Annotated in this window: 14 protein-coding genes; 2 read left to right on the top strand and 12 right to left on the bottom strand. The window is 69.1% G+C overall.

Annotated elements, in window-relative coordinates; genetic code table 11:
* Positions 1–93 precede the first annotated feature (93 nt).
* From D3P35_RS04695 to D3P35_RS04675, 5 genes are all read right to left on the bottom strand, one after another.
* Complete coding sequence (locus D3P35_RS04695) at positions 94–864, bottom strand: 3'(2'),5'-bisphosphate nucleotidase CysQ (RefSeq protein ID WP_370030119.1); 771 nt, start codon at positions 862–864, stop codon at positions 94–96.
* Positions 857–2,203, bottom strand: a complete 1,347-nt coding sequence (locus D3P35_RS04690; RefSeq protein WP_118133299.1) for a TldD/PmbA family protein — start codon at positions 2,201–2,203, stop codon at positions 857–859. Before D3P35_RS04690 ends, D3P35_RS04695 begins: the two co-directional genes overlap by 8 nt.
* Positions 2,204–2,255: 52 nt before the next feature.
* A complete protein-coding gene (locus tag D3P35_RS04685) occupies positions 2,256–2,666 on the bottom strand; it encodes an MAPEG family protein (RefSeq protein ID WP_118133298.1) in 411 nt (136 codons plus the stop codon).
* A 50-nt stretch (positions 2,667–2,716) separates the two neighbouring features.
* A complete protein-coding gene (locus D3P35_RS04680; protein WP_232830382.1) occupies positions 2,717–3,925 on the bottom strand; it encodes a cyclopropane-fatty-acyl-phospholipid synthase family protein in 1,209 nt (402 codons plus the stop codon).
* A 267-nt stretch (positions 3,926–4,192) separates the two neighbouring features.
* Positions 4,193–6,130 carry a M10 family metallopeptidase gene (locus D3P35_RS04675; RefSeq protein WP_118133296.1) on the bottom strand — a complete coding sequence of 646 codons (1,938 nt, stop codon included), beginning with the start codon at positions 6,128–6,130 and terminating at the stop codon, positions 4,193–4,195.
* Positions 6,131–6,249: 119 nt separating this feature from the next.
* On the opposite strand from D3P35_RS04675, the gene D3P35_RS04670 reads away from it, so the two are divergent.
* The gene (locus D3P35_RS04670) at positions 6,250–7,155 is read left to right on the top strand and encodes a GntR family transcriptional regulator (protein WP_118133295.1); all 906 of its coding nucleotides are present in this window, start codon (positions 6,250–6,252) and stop codon (positions 7,153–7,155) included.
* Between the two features lie 41 nt (positions 7,156–7,196).
* On the opposite strand, the gene ilvD is transcribed toward D3P35_RS04670, so the two are convergent.
* The 4 genes from ilvD to D3P35_RS04650 form a co-directional block, all read right to left on the bottom strand.
* Positions 7,197–9,029, bottom strand: coding sequence for a dihydroxy-acid dehydratase (gene ilvD / locus D3P35_RS04665; protein WP_118133294.1), 1,833 nt, complete (start codon positions 9,027–9,029; stop codon positions 7,197–7,199).
* Positions 9,030–9,284: 255 nt separating this feature from the next.
* Positions 9,285–11,606 (bottom strand): ATP-dependent Clp protease ATP-binding subunit ClpA, encoded by a 2,322-nt coding sequence (gene clpA / locus D3P35_RS04660; RefSeq protein WP_118133293.1) that lies wholly within the window; start codon positions 11,604–11,606, stop codon positions 9,285–9,287.
* 234 nt (positions 11,607–11,840) lie between these two features.
* Entirely contained in the window at positions 11,841–12,164 is a 324-nt protein-coding gene (gene clpS / locus D3P35_RS04655; protein WP_118133425.1) for an ATP-dependent Clp protease adapter ClpS, read from the bottom strand.
* A gap of 178 nt (positions 12,165–12,342) precedes the next feature.
* Complete coding sequence (locus D3P35_RS04650; protein ID WP_157982036.1) at positions 12,343–12,771, bottom strand: phasin family protein; 429 nt, start codon at positions 12,769–12,771, stop codon at positions 12,343–12,345.
* Positions 12,772–13,147: 376 nt separating this feature from the next.
* Between D3P35_RS04650 and D3P35_RS04645 the strand changes: the two genes are divergently transcribed.
* Positions 13,148–14,506, top strand: a complete 1,359-nt coding sequence (locus tag D3P35_RS04645; protein ID WP_118133291.1) for a serine hydrolase — start codon at positions 13,148–13,150, stop codon at positions 14,504–14,506.
* 77 nt (positions 14,507–14,583) lie between these two features.
* Here D3P35_RS04645 and D3P35_RS04640 read toward each other — a convergent pair whose 3' ends face one another.
* The 3 genes from D3P35_RS04640 to D3P35_RS04630 all read right to left on the bottom strand — a co-directional run bounded on the left by D3P35_RS04640 (position 14,584) and on the right by D3P35_RS04630 (position 18,663).
* Positions 14,584–15,396, bottom strand: a complete 813-nt coding sequence (locus D3P35_RS04640) for a division plane positioning ATPase MipZ (protein WP_118133290.1) — start codon at positions 15,394–15,396, stop codon at positions 14,584–14,586.
* A gap of 103 nt (positions 15,397–15,499) precedes the next feature.
* Entirely contained in the window at positions 15,500–16,537 is a 1,038-nt protein-coding gene (gene pyrC, locus D3P35_RS04635) for a dihydroorotase (RefSeq protein WP_118133289.1), read from the bottom strand.
* Between the two features lie 656 nt (positions 16,538–17,193).
* A complete protein-coding gene (locus D3P35_RS04630; protein ID WP_370030214.1) occupies positions 17,194–18,663 on the bottom strand; it encodes a carnitine 3-dehydrogenase in 1,470 nt (489 codons plus the stop codon).
* Between the last annotated feature and the right edge of the window lie 23 nt (positions 18,664–18,686).

Genomic DNA, 18,686 nt, shown 5'->3' with positions numbered 1-18,686 from the left:
GGAGGTCAAATGCGGGCGGAATGGTGCCACGCAAGGGTGAACGGTGCGAGATCCGCCAGGGGGGAGCGGCCGGCGGAAGCGCGAAAATTCGCTTCAAAGGCGGGCCATCAACCCGGGCATCAGCCCTGGGCCGGCGGCCACCATGCCCGGCAGCAGCGGCCGGGGATTGTTGTAGCGCGGGGCCGCGCCGCCGGCGGTCTCGACCCGCGCGCCGGCCTCGCGGGCGATCAGGTCGCCCGCCGCCACGTCCCATTCCCAGGCATCGCGCAGGGTGAGCATGGCGTCGAAGCGGCCCTGCGCCACGAGGCAGAGCCGGTAGGCGAGCGAGGAGCGGAAGTGCCGCTCCACCGCCGGCACCGCTCCGTCGCGCCAGTGCGCGGGCACCAGGGCGGCGGAATTGCACAGCACCCGGGCGCCCTCCACCTCGGTGCGCGGGGAGGGGGCGATGGGCGCGCCGTTGAGCGTGGCGCCGCCGCCGATGCGGGCGGCGAAGGTGCGGTTCTTCATCGGCAGGTGCACCACGCCGGCGATCACCTGCCCCGCCTCGACGATGGCGATGGAATGCGAGAAGGTGGGCTGGCCGGCGATGAAGGCGCGGGTGCCGTCGATCGGGTCGACGATGAACACCCGGGGGCGGGCGAGGCGGGCCTCGTCGTCCTCGGTCTCCTCGCTCAGCCAGCCGTAGTCCGGCCGGCGCGCGAGGAGCCACTGGTTTAGGAAGGCGTCGATCTCGAGATCCGCCTCGGAGACCGGGCCCTGGCCGCCGCCCTTGTCCCAGGTCTCGAGGTCGGAGCGGAAGTGCCGCGCCGCGATCTCGCCGGCCGCCAGCGCGGCCTCGGTTATGAGCGCGAGGTCGTCATCCACCTGCAATGGTGAGCCCCTCGACGAGCAGGCTCGGGATCACCCGCGAGAGGTGCGGCCGCCCGTCGTTCGCGGCCACCAGCGTGGTGAGCATGCGGCGCAGGTTGCCGGCCACGGTGCATTCGTTCACCGGGCGCACGATCTCGCCGTTTTCCACCCAGAAGCCGGAGGCCCCGCGCGAGTAGTCGCCGGTGGTGGGGTTGATCGAGGCGCCAATCATCGAGGTGACGATGAGGCCGGTGCCCATCTCGGCGATCAGCTCGTCGCGGCTGCGGTGCCCGGGGGTGAGCACCAGGTTTCCGGTGCTGGGCCCCGGCGCGCTGCCCACGCCGCGCGCGGCACTGGCGGTGCTGGGAAACCCGAGCTGCCGGCCGGTGGCGAGGTCGAGCGTCCAGCCGGTGAGCACGCCGTCGCGCACCACGTGGCGGGCGCGGGAGGCGAGGCCCTCGGCGTCGAAGGGGCGCGAGCCGGAGGTGCGGCGCCGCAGCGGGTCCTCCACCAGGTCCATGCCGGCGGGAAGCACGGCGGTGCCCACCGCGTCGGCCAGCCAGCTCGAGCCGCGGGCCACCGCCGCACCGTTCACCGCGGCGGTGAGATGGGCGATGAGGCTGCCGGAGATGCGCTCGTCGAACAGCACCGGGTAAGCGCCGGTGGGCGGCTTCTTGGCGCCGAGGTTGGCCACCGCGCGCTCGCCCGCCAGCCGGCCGATGCCCTCGGCCCGGGGCATGTCGGCGGCAAAGATGCGCGATTCGGCGGCATAGTCCCGCTCCATCCCCAGGCCTTCGCCGGCGATGGCGGTGCAGTGCAGCGAGGTGGAACTGCGCGAGTAGCCGCCCGAAAATCCGTTGGTTGCAGCGAGATGCACATGGGTGCGGCCCCAGCCGGCGCCGGCGCCCTGCACCTGGGCGACACCGGGCACGGCGAGAGCTGCTGCTTCCAGCACCCGGCCCTGCTCCTCGAGCCACTCGGGCCCGGGGGCGGGGGCATGGTCGTCGAGCTCGAGCGCGCCCGCGTCCCAGTCGGTCACCAGCTGGTCGGGGGTGGCGAGGCCGATCCAGGGGTCTTCCGGCGCCTCGCGGGCCATGGCCACGGCGCGCTCGGCGAGGGCGGCGATGGTGTCGGGCCGCACGTCGGAGGAGGAGACGCAGGCCTGGCGCTGCCCGATGAGCACGCGCAGGCCGATGTCGATGCCCTCGGCACGCTCGGCATGGTCGAGCGCGGATTTGTGAAGATCGACGGAGAGGGTTTCTCCGGAAAGGGCGATTGCGTCGGCGGCTTCGGCCCCGGCCTTGCGGGCGGCGTCGAGCAGCTGGGCGCAGAGAGGTTCGAGCGCTGCTGTCATGCCCGCAGGAGGCATGGAAACGCGGGGAGGGTCAAGGCCCCGCGGCGCCGGCTCAGAACACCATCCCCGCCCAGGTGACCAGCAGCAGCACCGTGCAGGCCAGCACCGCGAGCCCGCTCAGCGCCGCCCCGCCGCTGCGCTGCCAGCGCGGCGCATCTGCGGCGGTGAAATGCAGCGCGTGCAGGAACCGCCCCACCACCAGCGCGGCCCCGATGGCATAGAGCACCAGCGTCCCCCAGCCGGAGAGCGCCAGCAGCACCATGAACACCAGGGTGAGGGGCACGAACTCGATGAAATTCGCCTGGCCCCGCATGGCGCGGATCATCCGCGGGTGGCCGCCATCGCCCATGGGGATGGAGAGCGTGTCGCGCATCCGGCCGACATGAGCCATCAGCCACAGCGCGATCAGGCCGCAGAGCCCGGCCGTGAGCATCACGGCCGCGAGCGGGGGCATCAGGGTCATTGCGTCTCTCTCCTCGCGGGGACCCGGGCCGTCACCGGCCCGGGTGCGTGTCAGCTGTTCTCGTAGACCGCCATCGCCGCGGGAGTGGGCATGTCCGCCGCCTCGCCGAACACGGTGCGGGTGGCGGCATTGATCCGCGGGATCGCCTCCGCCTCGCGGGCAGCGAGCTTGGCCGCGGCGCCGGCGACATAGTCGCGGTGCAGGGGCATCGCGGCGCGGTCTCGCCCGAGCTGGAACTGGAAGACGTGGCTGTCGCCGTAGCGGAAGGCGCATTCGCAGGCGGCGAGGTAGAATTCCCACATCCGCGCGAAGCGCTCGTCGTACATCGCCACCGCCTCGTCGCGCCGGGCCATGAAACGCTGGCGCCAGTGCATCAGCGTCGGGGCGTAATGCACCCGCCAGATCTCCGAATCGAGCAGCCAGAGGCCGGAATGCTCGACGCAGGTCATCGATTCGGACACCGAGGGCGCGTAGCCGCCGGGGAAGATGTACTTGCGCAGGAACGGCCCCGTGGTCGAGGGCGGGGTGCGGCTGGAGATGGAGTGGATCAGCGCCACGCCATCGGGCTTGAGCACGTCGTTCACCTTGCGGAAATACTCGCCGAGGTGGTTGATGCCGACATGCTCGAGCATGCCCACCGACACCACGCGGTCATAGGTCTCGGTGACCTCGCGGTAGTCGCGCAGCTCGAACTTCACCCGGTCTTCCAGCCCGGCCGCCTTCGCGCGGGCCCGGGCGACCTTGAGCTGTTCCTCGGCGAGGGTGACTCCGGTTACCTCCACATCGGCCACGGCAGCCAGGTAGAGCGCCATTCCGCCCCATCCGCAGCCGATGTCGAGCACCTTCTGTCCGGGCGCGAGGCCCATCTTCGCCGCGATGTGGCGCTTCTTGAGCACCTGCGCCTCTTCCAGCGTCTCCTGCCCGGTGGGGAAGTAGGCGCAGGAGTACTGCATGTCCTCGTCGAGCCACATGCGGTAGAAGTCGTTGCCGGTGTTGTAGTGGTGGCCGGCGTTGCGCCGGGCCTTCGCCAGCGGGTTGTACTGCAGGTAGCGCCGGAAGGTGACGCTGAGCGCGTACCAGAAGCGCTGCCCGGCGGAATTGTCGAAGTCGCCCTTGTTGAGGAAGATCAGCTGGAGCAGGGAGTAGGCGTCGCCGTCCTCCACGATCAGCTTGCCGTCCATGTAGGCTTCGGCGCCGGCAAGCTCCGGCTTGAGGAAGATCTTCCAGTCGAGCGACGGGTCGGTGATCCGGATCTTCACGTGTGGTCCGGCGGCAGTGCCCCGGAATTCATGGACCCGGCCGTCCGGTACGGTCAGGGTCAGAGTGCCCGCATGGATGATGCGGCTCAGCAGACGTGGCAGGAATTTCATGTGCCCCCCAGCGAGTTTCATATCCCGGAACAAGGTTAACCAGATCATCCGGGGTGAATAAAGGGGGTCTGCGTATGGGTGCCATGCACCGCAAGCATGGCTGTGGCGGCCCGGTGACAGACCATCGGTCAGGTCCGGGCCGCTCCGGGCGGGGGGTCAGCCGGCTTCGGGCAGGATGAAATGGTCGGGGGTGAGCTCGTCCGCCGTCACGCCGACGAGGCGCATCGAGCCGTGCAGGCCGCGCACCACCACGCCCTCGGGGTGGTCGATGAGCTCCAGCTCCGCGAAGGAGGCGCCGTCGGTGCGCAGGTCGATGTGGTCGACCGTGGGGTCGAAGTCGCGCACCAGGTCGCCGGCCGCGCCGGTGCCCAGCACGAAGGTGTCGGCGCCGGCGCCGCCGTAGAGCACGTCGCCGTCCGAGCCGCCGATGAGCCGGTCGTTGCCGTCGTCGCCGAACAGGCGGTCACGGCCCTCGCCGCCGACGAGCACGTCGTTGCCCTCGCCGCCGTAGAGCCGGTCCCAGTCGTCGCCACCGGAGAGACGGTCGTTGCCCTCGTCGCCGGCGAGCAGGTCGCGGCCGCTGCCGCCGTCGAGCACGTCGTCGTCGGTGCCGCCGAAGATCAGGTCGTCGCCCGAGCCGCCGACGAGGTTGTCGTCTCCCGCGCTGCCCAGCAGCAGGTCGCGCTCGTTGCCGCCCTCGATGTAGTCGTTGCCGTCATCGCCGCGGATGCGGTCCTTGCCCTCGCCGCCGAAGATGCGGTCGTCCCCGGTGCCGCCGACGATGAGGTCGTTGTCGTTGCCGCCGAGGATATAGTCGCGCCCCTCGCCGCCGTAGATGCGGTCGGCGCCGTCGAAGCCGACGAGGTCGTCGTTGCCCGAGCCGCCGTGCAGCTCGTCGTTGCCGGTGCCGCCGTGCAGGAAGTCGCGGTCCGCCGCGCCGATCAGCCGGTCGTTGCCCGCCGCGCCGAAGAGCGAATCCTTGCCGCCCATTCCGGTGAGCACGTTGGCGGCGCTGTTGCCCACGATACGGTCCGCGCCGCGGCCGCCGATGGCATTCTCGATCAGTGCCCGCCCGTCTCCGCCGAAGTCGAGCGCGTTGAACACGTGGCCGCGGGCATAGTGCCCGTCGCCGAGATAGGCGCGCTGGGCGGTGCCGCCGCGGTCAAGGTCGGCGTACTGGCCGGGGGTGAGGTCGATCGCGAGATCGGTGCGGTAGGAGGAGAAGTCGTAGGTGTCGCGCCCGCCGCCGTCCCAGACGGTGCGGAACACGCGATTTTCGCCCGGCGTGCCGGCGCTGCGGCCGTTTACCATCATCTCGCCGGTGGTGTCGGAGAAGGTGTAGGTCGTGTTGCCGGCATTGGTGTCGTAGTTCGCGCCATACATGGTCTGAAGCGCCGCGATGTCGTACATCATCAGCGACTGGGCATAGCCCCAGGTCTCGTTCGAGTAGCCGCCCACCAGCGGGTCGTTCTGGTAGGAGCGGTAGGTCATCACCGAGTATTCCATCGAGTCCCAGGTGGCGAGCATCGTGGTGGCATTCCCGGCGCCGCCGCTGTGGCCGTGCTTCAGGCCCACGGCATGGCCGATCTCGTGGATGAAGGTGTGGTAGGCATAGTTGCCCTGCCGGGGTGCCGCGAAGACATCGGTGTCCGCCCAGTCCGGCACGCCGTTGTGCACCCAGACATCCCCGCCTTCCTCGGCGGCCGAGGGGTAGTAGGCATAGGCGGTGGTGGGGTCGTCGCTCAGCGCGAAGCGCATGTCGGCTCCGGCCGCGGCGGCGCCGGTGCTCTCGACGAAGCTCAGCCCGCTCACCGCCGCGTACTGGTCGAGGATGGCGCGCACCACGTTGGCCTGGCCGGTGCCGAAGGCCGCGAAGTCGAGCGCCTGGGGGCTGCCGGAATAGCTGGCGGAATAGGCCTTCGCCGAGTCGGGGAAGGAGAAGGTGATCTCCGGCTCGGTCCACTTGATGCCGGAGAGCAGGCCGTCGATGTTGTTGCCCGACACCCCCACCACCTGGTAGCTCGCCGTGCCCTGCTGGGCGTCGCGCACGGGCGCGCCGGCGTCTCCCTCGTTGTCCGCGGTGAAGCCCACCACGGCGCTGCCGTCATCGCCGCCCGACGCGGACGCGCAGCCCGGGCAGTGACACGAAAAATATCCGGACAGATGCGAAATATCCTGCGAAGGATTTGCCATCCCCACACCCCTTCTTCCTCATGGCGGCCCCCCGCCATGACAAACCCATGCTTCCCGGGGACACCTTAGGTGCGGCGGGATTAAGGGCGGGTGAAGAGCCCCGGAGGGACGGTCGGGCGGGACCATTGCCTTTGCCGGCCCGCGGCATACCTAGAGGGAAGGCCTCTTCACAGATGGATGCACTCTCCGGAATGACCACGCAATCGGAACAGATTACGGAACAATTGCGCCAGATGCTTCTGGAGGGAGCCTTCGAGCCCGGCAGCCACCTGCAGGAAATCGCTCTCGCGAGCCGGCTGGAAGTGTCGCGCACCCCGGTGCGGCTGGCGCTGGCGGCGCTCGCGCAGGAGGGGTTGCTGGTCTACAAGCCCCAGCGCGGCTTCCTGGTGCGGGCCTTCTCGCTGGGCGAGATCATTGACGCCATCCGGGTGCGCGGCGAGCTGGAGGCCATGGCCTGCCGGCTGATCGCCGAGCGCACGGAGCCGCCGGCCGAGGTGCACCGGGCCCTGTCGGAGAACGTGGCGGCCATGGCCGGCCTGCTCACCGGCGGGCGCATTCCTACCGAGGGCCGGATGGCCTTTCTCGATCTCAACACCGCCTTCCACGAGGCCATCCTCGAGGCAAGCGGCAACGACACGCTCGTCACCCTGTCGCGGCAGATCGCCAATATTCCCATGGCCGGGCCGGCCGGGGTGGGGCCGGTGGTGCAGCGGCTGGAAGGGGTGGAGGAGGTGTTCGAGGCCTCGGTGCGCGAGCACAGCGCCATCGTGAACGCGCTCGTCGCGCGCGAGTCGATCCGCGCGCAGGCACAGATGCGCGAACACCTCTACGGGCTGGGCGAATCGGTTCGCCTCTACCTCGAGCGGGTGCGGGGCGCGCGGGGCCACGGGGCGCGGCCCTTCCTGAGGCTGATCTCCGGCTTCTGAGCCGGGGGCGGCGGCCCCGCCGGGCGGGGCCGCGCAAGGCGTCAGGGCAGGATGCGCACGGCGCCCTTTGCGGCCGAGCTCGCGAAGGCGGCATAGGCGCGCAACGCCTTGCTCACCTGCCGGGTGCGCTGCTCCTCCGGGCCCCAGGGCAGGGCGCCCATCGCGGCGCGCCGGGCCTCCAGCACGTCGTCGCCCACCGCGAGGCGGATGCTGCGGCCGGGGATGTCGATCTCGATCGTGTCGCCGGTCTCGACCAGGCCGATCAGCCCGCCTTCCGCCGCTTCCGGCGAGACATGGCCGATGGACAGGCCCGAGGTGCCGCCGGAGAACCGCCCGTCGGTGAGCAGGGCACAGGCCTTCCCCAGCCCCTTCGACTTGAGGTAGCTCGTGGGGTAGAGCATTTCCTGCATGCCCGGGCCGCCCTGCGGGCCCTCGTAGCGGATCACCACCACGTCGCCCGCCTTCACCTTGCCGGTGAGGATGCCGCTCACCGCGCTGTCCTGGCTCTCGAAGACGATGGCCGGGCCGGAGAACTTCAGGATGCTCTCGTCCACGCCCGCGGTCTTCACGATGCAGCCGTCGATGGCGAGATTGCCCGAGAGCACCGCGAGGCCGCCGTCCTTCGAGTAGGCGTTCTCGAGCGAGCGGATGGTGCCGGACTTGCGGTCGAGGTCGAGCTCCTTGTAGCGGTTGGACTGCGAGAAGGCGACCTTGGTGCGCACGCCGCCGGGGGCGGCGCGGTAGAAGTCCTGCACCTCCGGCGTGTTGGTCACGGTCACGTCCCAGCGCGCCAGCGCCTCGCCGAGGCTGGGGGCGTGCACGGTGGCGCAATCGTCGTGGATCAGCCCGGCGCGGTTCAGCTCGCCCAGGATCGCCATGATGCCGCCGGCGCGGTGGACGTCCTCCATGTGCACGTTGGCCACCGAGGGCGCCACCTTGCACAGCACCGGCACGTGGCGCGACAGCTTGTCGATGTGCTCCATGGTGAAGTCGATCTCGCCCTCGTGGGCGGCGGCGAGCAGGTGGAGCACGGTGTTGGTCGAGCCGCCCATCGAGATGTCGAGGGTCATCGCGTTCTCGAAGGCGGCGAAATTCGCGATCTCGCGCGGCAGCAGGCCGGCCTCGTCGATCTCGTAGTGGCGGCGGGTGATGTCCACGATCAGCCGGCCGGCCTCCTCGAACAGGCGCTGGCGGTCGGCGTGGGTGGCGAGCACCGAGCCGTTGCCGGGCAGCGCGAGGCCGAGCGCCTCGGTCAGGCAGTTCATCGAGTTGGCGGTGAACATGCCCGAGCAGGAGCCGCAGGTGGGGCAGGCGGAGCGCTCGATCGCCTCCACTTCCGCGTCCGAGCGCGTGTCGTCGGCGGCGGCGACCATGGCGTCGACCAGGTCGACCTTCATTTCCAGCTCGTCGATGGTGACCTTGCCGGCCTCCATCGGCCCGCCGGACACGAAGACCACCGGGATGTTGAGGCGCATCGCGGCCATCAGCATGCCGGGGGTGATCTTGTCGCAGTTGGAGATGCAGACCATCGCGTCGGCGCAATGGGCGTTGACCATGTACTCCACGCTGTCGGCGATGATCTCGCGCGAGGGCAGCGAGTAGAGCATGCCGTCATGGCCCATGGCGATGCCGTCATCCACCGCGATGGTGTTGAACTCCTTCGCCACGCCGCCGGCCTTCTCGATCTCGCGGGCCACGAGCTGGCCGAGATCCTTGAGGTGCACATGGCCGGGCACGAACTCGGTGAACGAGTTGACCACCGCGATGATCGGCTTGCCGAAATCCTCGTCGGTCATGCCGGTGGCGCGCCAGAGACCACGCGCACCGGCCATGTTCCGCCCGTGGGTCGAACGGCGTGAACGGTACTGGGGCATCTTCCTTCTCCTTGGCCTGGCCCCGGGCTGCGGGGCCAAAATCTGGGGTCCGGCCCGGGAGACCCGGGCGTCGTCAGCGCCCGCGGGGGCACTGCACCTGTTCTGTCCGGTCCGGGTGGTAGCACGCGGGCGGGGGGAAAGAACAGGGCACATCAGGGGGCATGAGATGAAATTTTCTTGCGCCCCATGCTGCAAATGCGAAAGGCCGGCCCCGGGGGCCGGCCTTTCCTGTCTGTCCGCCGTGGCGGGGGAGGCTCAGTCCGCGGTCAGGAGCGGCGGCTTGCCGGAGGCAAGCTTGCGGTTCTCGGGGCCGAGAATCTGCAGGTCCAGCGCCCCGTCCTTCACGGCGATCTTCACCGTGCCGCCCTTGGCGAGCCGGCCGAACAGCAGTTCCTCGGCCAGCGGCTTCTTGATGTTCTCCTGGATCACCCGGGCCAGCGGCCGGGCGCCCATGCGGTCGTCGTAGCCCTTGTCGGCCAGCCATTCGGCGGCGGGCCGGGTGAGCTCGATGACCACGGAGCGGTCGAGCAGCTGGGCCTCGAGCTGCAGGACGAACTTCTCCACCACCTGCAGGATGACCGTCTTCGGCAGCGGGCCGAAGGAAATCACCGCGTCGAGCCGGTTGCGGAACTCGGGCGTGAAGGTCCGCTCGATGGCGGCGGTATCCTCGCCCTCGCGCCGGTCACGGCCGAAGCCGATGGCGGTCTTGGCCTGCTCGGCGGCGCCCGCGTTCGAGGTCATGATCAGCACCACGTTGCGGAAGTCCACCTGCCGGCCGTTGTGGTCGGTCAGCTTGCCGTGGTCCATCACCTGCAGCAGGATGTTGAACACGTCCGGATGGGCCTTCTCGATCTCGTCGAGCAGCAGCACGCAATGCGGATGCTGGTCGACGCCATCGGTGAGCAGCCCGCCCTGGTCGAAGCCGACATAGCCCGGAGGCGCGCCGATCAGCCGGCTCACCGCGTGTTTCTCCATGTACTCGGACATGTCGAAGCGGATGAGCTCGACACCCAGCGTGTCCGCGAGCTGCTTGGCGACCTCGGTCTTGCCCACGCCGGTGGGGCCGGCGAAGAGGTAGTTGCCGATCGGCTTCTCCGGCTCGCGCAGGCCCGCCCGCGAGAGCTTGATCGCCGAGGACAGCGCCTCGATGGCCGCGTCCTGGCCGAAGACCACGCGCTTCAGCGAGCCCTCCAGGTCACGCAGGATCTCGGCATCGTCCTTGGAGACGGTCTTGGCCGGGATACGCGCGATCTTGGCCACCACGTCCTCGATCTCCTTCGAGGTGATGGTCTTGCGCCGGCGGCTCTCGGGCAGCAGGTGCTGGGCCGCCCCCGCCTCGTCGATCACGTCGATCGCCTTGTCGGGCAGCTTGCGGTCATGGATGTAGCGCGACGAGAGGTCCACCGCGGTCTTGATCGCGTCGGAGGTGTAGCGGATCTCGTGATGCTCCTCGAAATAGGGCTTGAGGCCCTTGAGGATCTTCACCGCGTCGTCCACCGAGGGCTCGTTCACGTCGATCTTCTGGAACCGGCGGGAGAGCGCGCGGTCCTTCTCGAAGTGCTGGCGGTACTCCTTGTAGGTGGTCGAGCCCATGCAGCGCAGGCCGCCGTTCTGCAGGGCGGGCTTGAGCAGGTTGGAGGCGTCCATCGCGCCGCCCGAAGTGGCGCCGGCGCCGATCACCGTGTGGATCTCGTCGATGAAGAGCACCGCGTCCGGGTGGTCCTCCAGCTCCTTGACCACGGCTTTCAGCCGCTCCTCGAAATCGCCGCGATAGCGGGTTCCGGCGAGCAGGGCGCCCATGTCGAGCGAGTAGATGGTGGCGTTGGCGAGGATGGCCGGGGTGTCGCCCTCGACGATCTTGCGTGCGAGGCCTTCCGCGATGGCGGTCTTGCCCACGCCGGGGTCGCCCACCAGCAGCGGGTTGTTCTTGCGCCGGCGGCAGAGCACCTGAATGCAGCGCTCGACTTCGAGCGCGCGGCCGATCAGGGGGTCTACGCCACCCTTCTTCGACTTCTCGTTCAGGTTCACGCAGTACTTGTCGAGCGCCTTCTCCCGTTTTTCCTCACCAGGGGGTGTTGCCACTTCCTCTACCTCCTCGTCGGTCCCGCGGACAGGGCGCTGTTCCCCGAAACCGGGGTTTTTGGCCACGCCATGGGAAATGTAGTTGACGGCATCGTAGCGGGTCATGTCCTGCTCCTGCAGGAAATAGGCCGCATGGCTCTCGCGTTCGGCGAAGATCGCGACGAGCACGTTGGCGCCGGTCACCTCGGTGCGACCGGAGCTCTGCACATGGATGGCGGCGCGCTGGATGACGCGCTGGAAGCCCGTGGTGGGCGCCGCTTCCGACTTGTCGAGCTCGGAGACGAGGGCATCGAGCTCCTCGTCCACGAAGCGGGTGAGTGTCTTTCGCAGCTCGTCGAGGTCCACGCCACAGGCCTTCATCACCCGTGCGGCATCCGGATCGTCGATCAGCGAGAGGAGGAGGTGTTCAAGAGTAGCAAGTTCATGCCGGCGGCTGTTGGCGAGTGCCAGCGCGTTGTGGATTGCGGCTTCGAGGGTTTTCGAGAATGACGGCATCAGATGCTCCCTTACCGAAGGCTATGCGCTGCCCGATCATGCCCCGTGAGCATCGAACGGTCCCGGCACCATAGGATTGCATCATTAAATCTTGGTTTTGTCAGCCCCCGTTCAAGGCTCATTCCTCGCAGTCGCGAAAAATGTGATGGGCAAATGACAAAACCCGCCGGCCGGGGCAGCGCGGCGTGTGCGGTATGCACAGGAATGTGGCGGGCCTGCTGCCCTCGCGGGCAGTTATTCCTTCTCCATGGTGCACTGGAGCGGGTGCTGGTTGCGCCGCGCGTAGTCCATCACCTGGGTGACCTTGGTCTCGGCGATCTCGAAGGAGAACACGCCGACGACGGCGACTCCCTTCCGATGCACCGTGAGCATGAGGTCGACGGCATGCTGGTTGGTGATGCCGAAGAAGCGCTCGAGCACATGCACGACGAATTCCATCGGCGTGTAGTCGTCGTTGAGCAGCATCACCTTGTAGAGCGGCGGGCGCTGCGACTTCGACTTCGCGCGCGGCGCCAGGACGGTGTCGGTCCCGCGGCCGGGCGGCGGATCATCCGCCATCGCCTTCGCGGACGACACTGTATGGGGGGCCATGATGTCGGGCACCATGATGTCGGTCAAATTTCCGGTCATGATCCTCACCATTCCGAATCTCGAACCGAGAATATATGGCTGTGCCAGAAAGTGAAAAGGGGGCGCGTGCCCCCTTTTCGCGTGCAACTCGCAGGATCGGACGCCCTCAGGCCGTGAAGCCCTTGAACACCTCGGTGGCGGCGCTGAAACGCGCGCCGACCGGCTCCATCGCCGATTTGGCGGCGGCCATGTACATCTCGTTCATCTTCACGGACTGCTTCATGAAGTCGTCGACCGAGGACTTGGCAAAGTCGGCCTGCTTCTCGAACAGTTCGGAAACGCTCTTGGAAGAGGCGAAGTCCTTCGCGGCGGCAACGCCCGATTCGAAGGTTTTCTTCGAATAGCTCATGAACTCGGCATTCAGCCCCTCGATGGCCTTGGAGGCGATCTCGGAGGACTTCATCATCGCGTCGACGGTGTCCTGGTTGAAGGCGGTCGCGGTCTCGTACCCCTTCGCCAGTTTCTCCATCTGCGCAGTGAGGGCCTTCTGGCTGTCGGCAGCGAAGCTTTCCACCTTGCTGGTGGCTTCCTTCATCGCGTCAGTGGTATCCTTGATAACGTCAGGCTTGGCGGTGGCCATTGTCGCTTCTCCGGTTTCAGTCTGACGGCATGCGCGTGCCGTTGGTTGTGGCGTAGGGTGAAGATAAGGTTTTCGCTGCGCTGCGTCAACGGCTCATGTTGCGCTGCAACATGGATGGCGGACCACCTGCGCCCGCCTTGCCGGTTCGCGCGCGGGACACATCATCACGACAGGGTGACCTCCGGTGAGGGCCCTCCGGGGGCCTTGAACGGGGGCAACCGGATTGCATTGCACGTTCAATGTGGTACCGTTCGATTTAAACATGAAAAATGAACGAGAGCGGTCAAATCCGCTCCGAGAGGCAGAAACGAGTAATCATCGGAGTTCACCGATGTCACGTATCCTATCTCGCGGTCTTGTGGCCGTGACGCTCTTCCTTGCACTGGCCGGAACCACCCTGGCGGCGCCGTTCGCGGCCATCGTCGTCGACGCGCGCGACGGCCGGGTGCTCTATTCCGACAATGCCGACACGAGGCTCCACCCCGCGTCGCTCACCAAGATGATGACGCTATATCTTGTGTTCGAGGCCATCGGCAAAGGCCAGCTGTCGCTCGATCAGAAGGTGAAGGTGTCGCGCAACGCCGCCTCCGAGCCGCCCTCCCACCTCGGGCTGCGCACCGGCGAGCGCATCACCATCCGCGACCTGATTCGGGCCGCGGCGGTGAAATCGGCCAATGACGCGGCGACGGCGCTGGGCGAGGCGGTGGGCGGCTCCGAGGCCGAATTCGCCAAGATGATGACTGCGAAGGCGGCGTCCTTCGGCATGCGGAACACCAATTTCCGCAACGCCAACGGCCTCACGCAGACGAATCACTACTCCTCCGCGGCCGACATGGCGATCCTCGGGCGGCATCTTCTCTACGATTTTCCGCAATACTATAACCTGTTCAGCCGCAAATCGACGGTGACGGACGGGAAGACCGTCTACAACACCAACCGCCGGCTGCTCTCGAGCTACCGCGGCGCCGACGGCATCAAGACCGGCTACACCAACGCGGCGGGCTACAACCTCGTCGCCTCCGCCGAGCGCGGCAACGAGCGCATCATCGCGGTGGTCTTCGGCGGCCGCAGCTCGCGGTCGCGCAATGCCAAGGTGGCCGAGCTGCTCGACCTCGGTTTCCGCAAGGCACCGGCCATGGTCGCGGTGGTCAAGCCCGCGCAGGGCATGAACCCCGGCGTGCGGGTGGCCGATGCGCCCCGGCCGCGCGGCGACGTGCCCGACGGCATCCTCACCGCCTCGCTGAAGGCGATCGAGGACGCGGTGGCCCCCACGGCCGCCGCCGCCACGCCCGACCCGGCGATGATCGCCGTCTCGGCCTATGCGCCCAGGACCGTCTCCGCCCCGCGGGTGCGCCCGGGCGCCAGCCGGCAGGTGATCGCCACCATGTCGACCTCGGATGCCGCCGTGCTGCGGGCCGATCCCCCGGTCGCCCGCGCCTCCGCCGCCGAGGCCTGGACCGTGCAGCTCGGCGCCTTCAAGGACCGTTCCTACGCGGTGAACGTGATCGCGAAGGCCACCGGCCAGAACGCCCCGGCGCTGCAGGGCGCCAAGGGCTCGGTCGAGCAGGCCACGGTGAAGGGGCTCACCCTCTACCGCGCCCGGCTCACCGGCGTGACACCGCTCTCGGCCGAGGAGGCCTGTGCCCATCTGCGCGCGATGAAGCAGGTGTGCCGCCCCGTCGCCGACTGAGGCAGTCCCTGACGCTGAAACGAAGACGCCGCCCCTCGGGGGCGGCGTTTTTCGTTGTACAGCCGGCAGGGCCGGGGTCAGGCGATCAGGCTCACCCCGGGCAGGTTGAGCGCGCGCATCAGCTCGCGCACCTCCTGGCGGGCGGCGATCTTGGACATCGACAGGCCCTGGCCGCCGCCGGTGTCCTTCAGGTCGAGCAGGGTGAGGCCGGAGAGGAACAGCTCGCGGAACACCACGCGCTCGGAGAAGCCCGGCACGATGCGAAAGCCGATGCGCTTCGAGAGGTCCTCCATCGCGCTGCCCACCCGGCGCTTGTTCTTCGCCTCCAGCATCGAGACGCGGTTGCGCAGCACCACCCAGTCCACCGGGGTGAGGCCGGCGCGGGCGCGCAGCTGGCGGCTCTTCCACACCATTTCCGAGTAGATCGACGGGCCCAGCACCTTCCCGTCCGCCGGGTCCACCCGGGCGAGCAGGTCGAAGTCCACCAGGCTGTCGTTCATCGGGGTGATGAGCGTGTCGGCCGCGGCATGGGCCATCTGCGAGTAGCGGGTATGGGCGCCCGGGCAGTCGATGATGACGAAATCGCAGGTGCGGTCCATCTCGTTGAGCGCCTCGGCGAAGCGCTCCTCCTCCTCCGCCTTGGCGGCGGCGACACTGTCGAGCTTGGAGGCCTCGAGCCGGATCTGGTAGGGCATCACCAGGTTGATGTCCCGGCGCTTCATGTAGGCGGCGCGGTTCTCCAGGTAGCGGAAGAAGCTGCGCTGGCGCAGGTCGAGGTCGATGGCACCCACCCGCTGCCCGGAGCGCGCCAGCGCCACGAAGAGGTGCATCGAGGTCGTGGATTTCCCCGACCCGCCCTTCTCATTTCCCAGAACTATCAGATGCGCCAAGGCTTACCCCGAGTTGCTGATTCGGTTGGATAGCGGATCGGGGGCACGCTTTGAAGGGGCCTGTTCACGAAACCGTGCCCCCCGCGGCCCCGCCGCCGCGCCGTCAGTCCGCCACCTGCCAGTGCAGGGGGAAGCCGGGGTCGAACACGGTCACCGGCCCGGCGCCGGTCTCGATCCGCGCGGGGAAGCTCACCGGGCTGTCGCTGCGCCGCAGCGTGATGCGCTCCTCGTTCGGCGACAGCCCGTAGAAGGCCGGGCCGTTGAGCGAGGCGAAGGCTTCCAGCCGGTCCAGCGCGCCGTCCTGCTCGAAGACCTCCGCGAGGCAGGACAGGGTGTTGGTGGCCGAGAACACGCCGGCACAGCCGCAGCCGCATTCCTTGGCCGGGTCCACGTGCGGCGCGCTGTCGGTGCCGAGGAAGAAGCGCGCATCGCCCGAGGTGGCGGCGGCGCGCAGCGCCAGCCGGTGGCTCTCGCGCTTGACCACCGGCAGGCAGTAGTAGTGCGGTCGGATGCCGCCCACCAGCAGGTGGTTGCGGTTCAGGATCAGGTGATGGGTGGTGATGGTGGCGGCGATCTGCCCGCCCGAGCCCTTCACGTAGTCCACCCCGTCGGAGGTGGTGACATGCTCCATCACCACCTTCAGCTCCGGCAGCTCGGCGCGCAGGGGCGCGAGCACGCGCTCGATGAACACCGCCTCGCGGTCGAAGATGTCCACCGCCGGGTCCACCACCTCGCCGTGCACGCAGAGCGGCAGGCCGATCGCGGCCATGCGCTCGAGCACCGGCATCACCCGGGCGAAGTCGCGCACGCCGGCGTGCGAATTGGTGGTGGCGCCCGCGGGGTAGAGCTTCACCGCGCGCACGAGGCCGGAGGCTGCGGCCCGCGCCACGTCCTCGGCCGAGGTTGCCTCGGTGAGGTAGAGCGTCATCAGCGGCTCGAAGCTCTGGCCCTCCGGCAGGGCTGCGAGGATGCGCTCGCGGTAGGCGGCGGCATCGTCGCCGGTCACCACCGGCGGCACCAGGTTGGGCATGATGATGGCGCGGGCGAAGTCGCGGCTCTCGGGCAGCACGCCGCGCAGCATCTCGCCGTCGCGCAGGTGCAGGTGCCAGTCGTCGGGGCGGCGGAGGGTGAGGTCGGTCATCGGGCGGGGTCTTCCTGCGGTCGGTCTCGTTCCCCCATCCCTAGCGCAGCCCCCGCGACGAGGGTAGCGCAAACCGCTCCCCGCACGCGAGGCGTGCGCGACCTGTGTCTCCCCTGCCGGCCCCCGGCGGATCGCCCGGGATCCGGTCCGCGCAAGCCCGGTGCAGCACCTGCAAGCACGGCGAGGCGCGGGCACCGCTGGCAAGCCATTCCGACGGCGCCGGAGCCGGGCCCTCGGGGAGGCTGGCATCTCCCCTTCCGGCGCGGCCGCAAACAGGCCCCCCGCGCCCTGCCATGCCCGCAAGCCGGCAGCAGCCGCCCTGAACAGGAGCCCGGGCACGGGCCTTCCGGCGCCCGTCTTTCGCCTGTCCGACGCTGACGATTCTGCCCTACGCTTGAGGCATCCCGCATCTCCGATCCTGCGATTGATGTTCGGCTGCTCGTGGCGCGACAGCCGCCTGCCGGGAAACGGGCGGGGTTACGGGTGTGACGGCGCGTCGGGGAGGGCGCGCCCGCGGGTGCCCTGCGGCCCCGGCCGGGCCGGGCGTGCGGCCCGCGCAGGCGGGCCGTTCCCCGAGCGGGGGCTCGATGCCCCCCGAGGGGAAGGCTCCGCCCGGGCCCCCGCGGCAGGGGCGGGGCGGAGCGCTTCCCGGGCGTTCAGCGCGGCTGGCCCACCGCGCGGCCCACGCCCTCGGGCACCGGCAGTCCGGCGTGGCGCCCGGCGATCTCGCCCAGCTTCTGCGCCACCAGCCGGCCCGGCTCGGAAGCCGAGCGCGTGCCGAGGTTCACGTGCAGCAGCATGTGCTCGCCGGTGGCCAGCAGGTGCCCGTCGCCGTGGCGGAACTCGTGGAACAGCCGCAGCTTCTTGCCCTTTGCCTCCAGCACCCGGGTCTCCACCCGCACCGGCTCGCCGGCACGCACCTCGTCGAGGTGGCGCAGGTGGCTCTCCACGGTGAAGTAGCTGCCGCCCGCCTCGACATAGGCCTCGTCCACCCCGATCAGCCGCAGGAAGGCATCGGTCGCGTCGGCGAACACCTGCAGGTAGCGCGCCTCGTTCATGTGGCCGTTGTAGTCGGTCCAGTCCGCCTCCACCCGGCCGGTGAAGGTGCGGATCGGCCGGCTGGTGTCCGGCGCGGTCTCCGCCCCCGTGGCGCCGAGGTCGAAGAGCCGCTTCTCATGCGCGGCAAGGATGCGCCCCGCGCCCCAGTCCTGCGCCTTCAGCGCCTGCAGGATGGCCACCAGGTTGTCGTCGCGGATGCGTTCCAGTTCGCGCACCGTGTGGGCGCCGGACTGGGCGTCGGACTGGTCCGCGATGCGGTTCACCAGCTCGGGCGTTAGCTCGGGCACGTCGGTGAGCTTGGTCCAGGGCCAGGCGAGGCAGGGGCCGAACTGCTCGATGAAATGCTTCATCCCCGCCTCGCCCCCGGCGATGCGGTAGGTCTCGAACAGGCCCATCTGCGCCCAGCGCAGCCCGAAGCCGTAGCGGATGGCGTCGTCGAGCTCCTCGGTGGTGCAGATGCCGTCGTTGATCAGCCACAGCCCCTCGCGCCACACCGCCTCCAGCAGCCGGTCGGCGATGAAGGCGGGGATCTCCTTCCTGATGTGCAGCGGTTTCATGCCCAGCCGCTCGTAGAAGGCGCAGGCCTGCTCGATCACCCGCGGCGCGGTGCGCGCGCCGCCCACGATCTCCACCAGCGGCAGCAGGTAGACCGGGTTGAACGGGTGCGCCACGATCAGCCGCTCGGGGTGGGCGAGCTCGGCCTGCAGGTCGGTGGGCAGGATGCCGGAGGTGGAGGAGGCGATGGTCGCCGTGCCGTTCGCCGCCTCGATCTCGGCATAGATGCGGCGCTTGAGGTCCATGCGCTCGGGCACCGCCTCCACCACGAAGGGCTTGCCGGCCACGGCCTCGGCCACCGAGGCCGCGTAATGCACGCGGCCCTTCTTCGGCCGCGGCGCGAGGGTGAGCCGCCCGTAGGCATGGTCGGCGTTGGCGAGGATCTCGCCCAGCTTGCGCGGCGTCTCCGGGTCCGGGTCGAACAGGCTCACGTTCACGCCGTTCTCCACCAGCCGGGCCACCCAGCCCGCGCCGATGACACCGGCACCGATGACCGCGACCTCGCTCAGGATTGTCATGCTTTCCTCCTCGGGAA

Source organism: Oceanicella sp. SM1341, assembly GCF_003448965.1.
Taxonomy (GTDB): Bacteria; Pseudomonadota; Alphaproteobacteria; order Rhodobacterales; family Rhodobacteraceae; genus Paroceanicella.
Note: the sequence above shows the minus strand (reverse complement) of the source record. Positions and strands in the feature narration are given on the sequence as shown.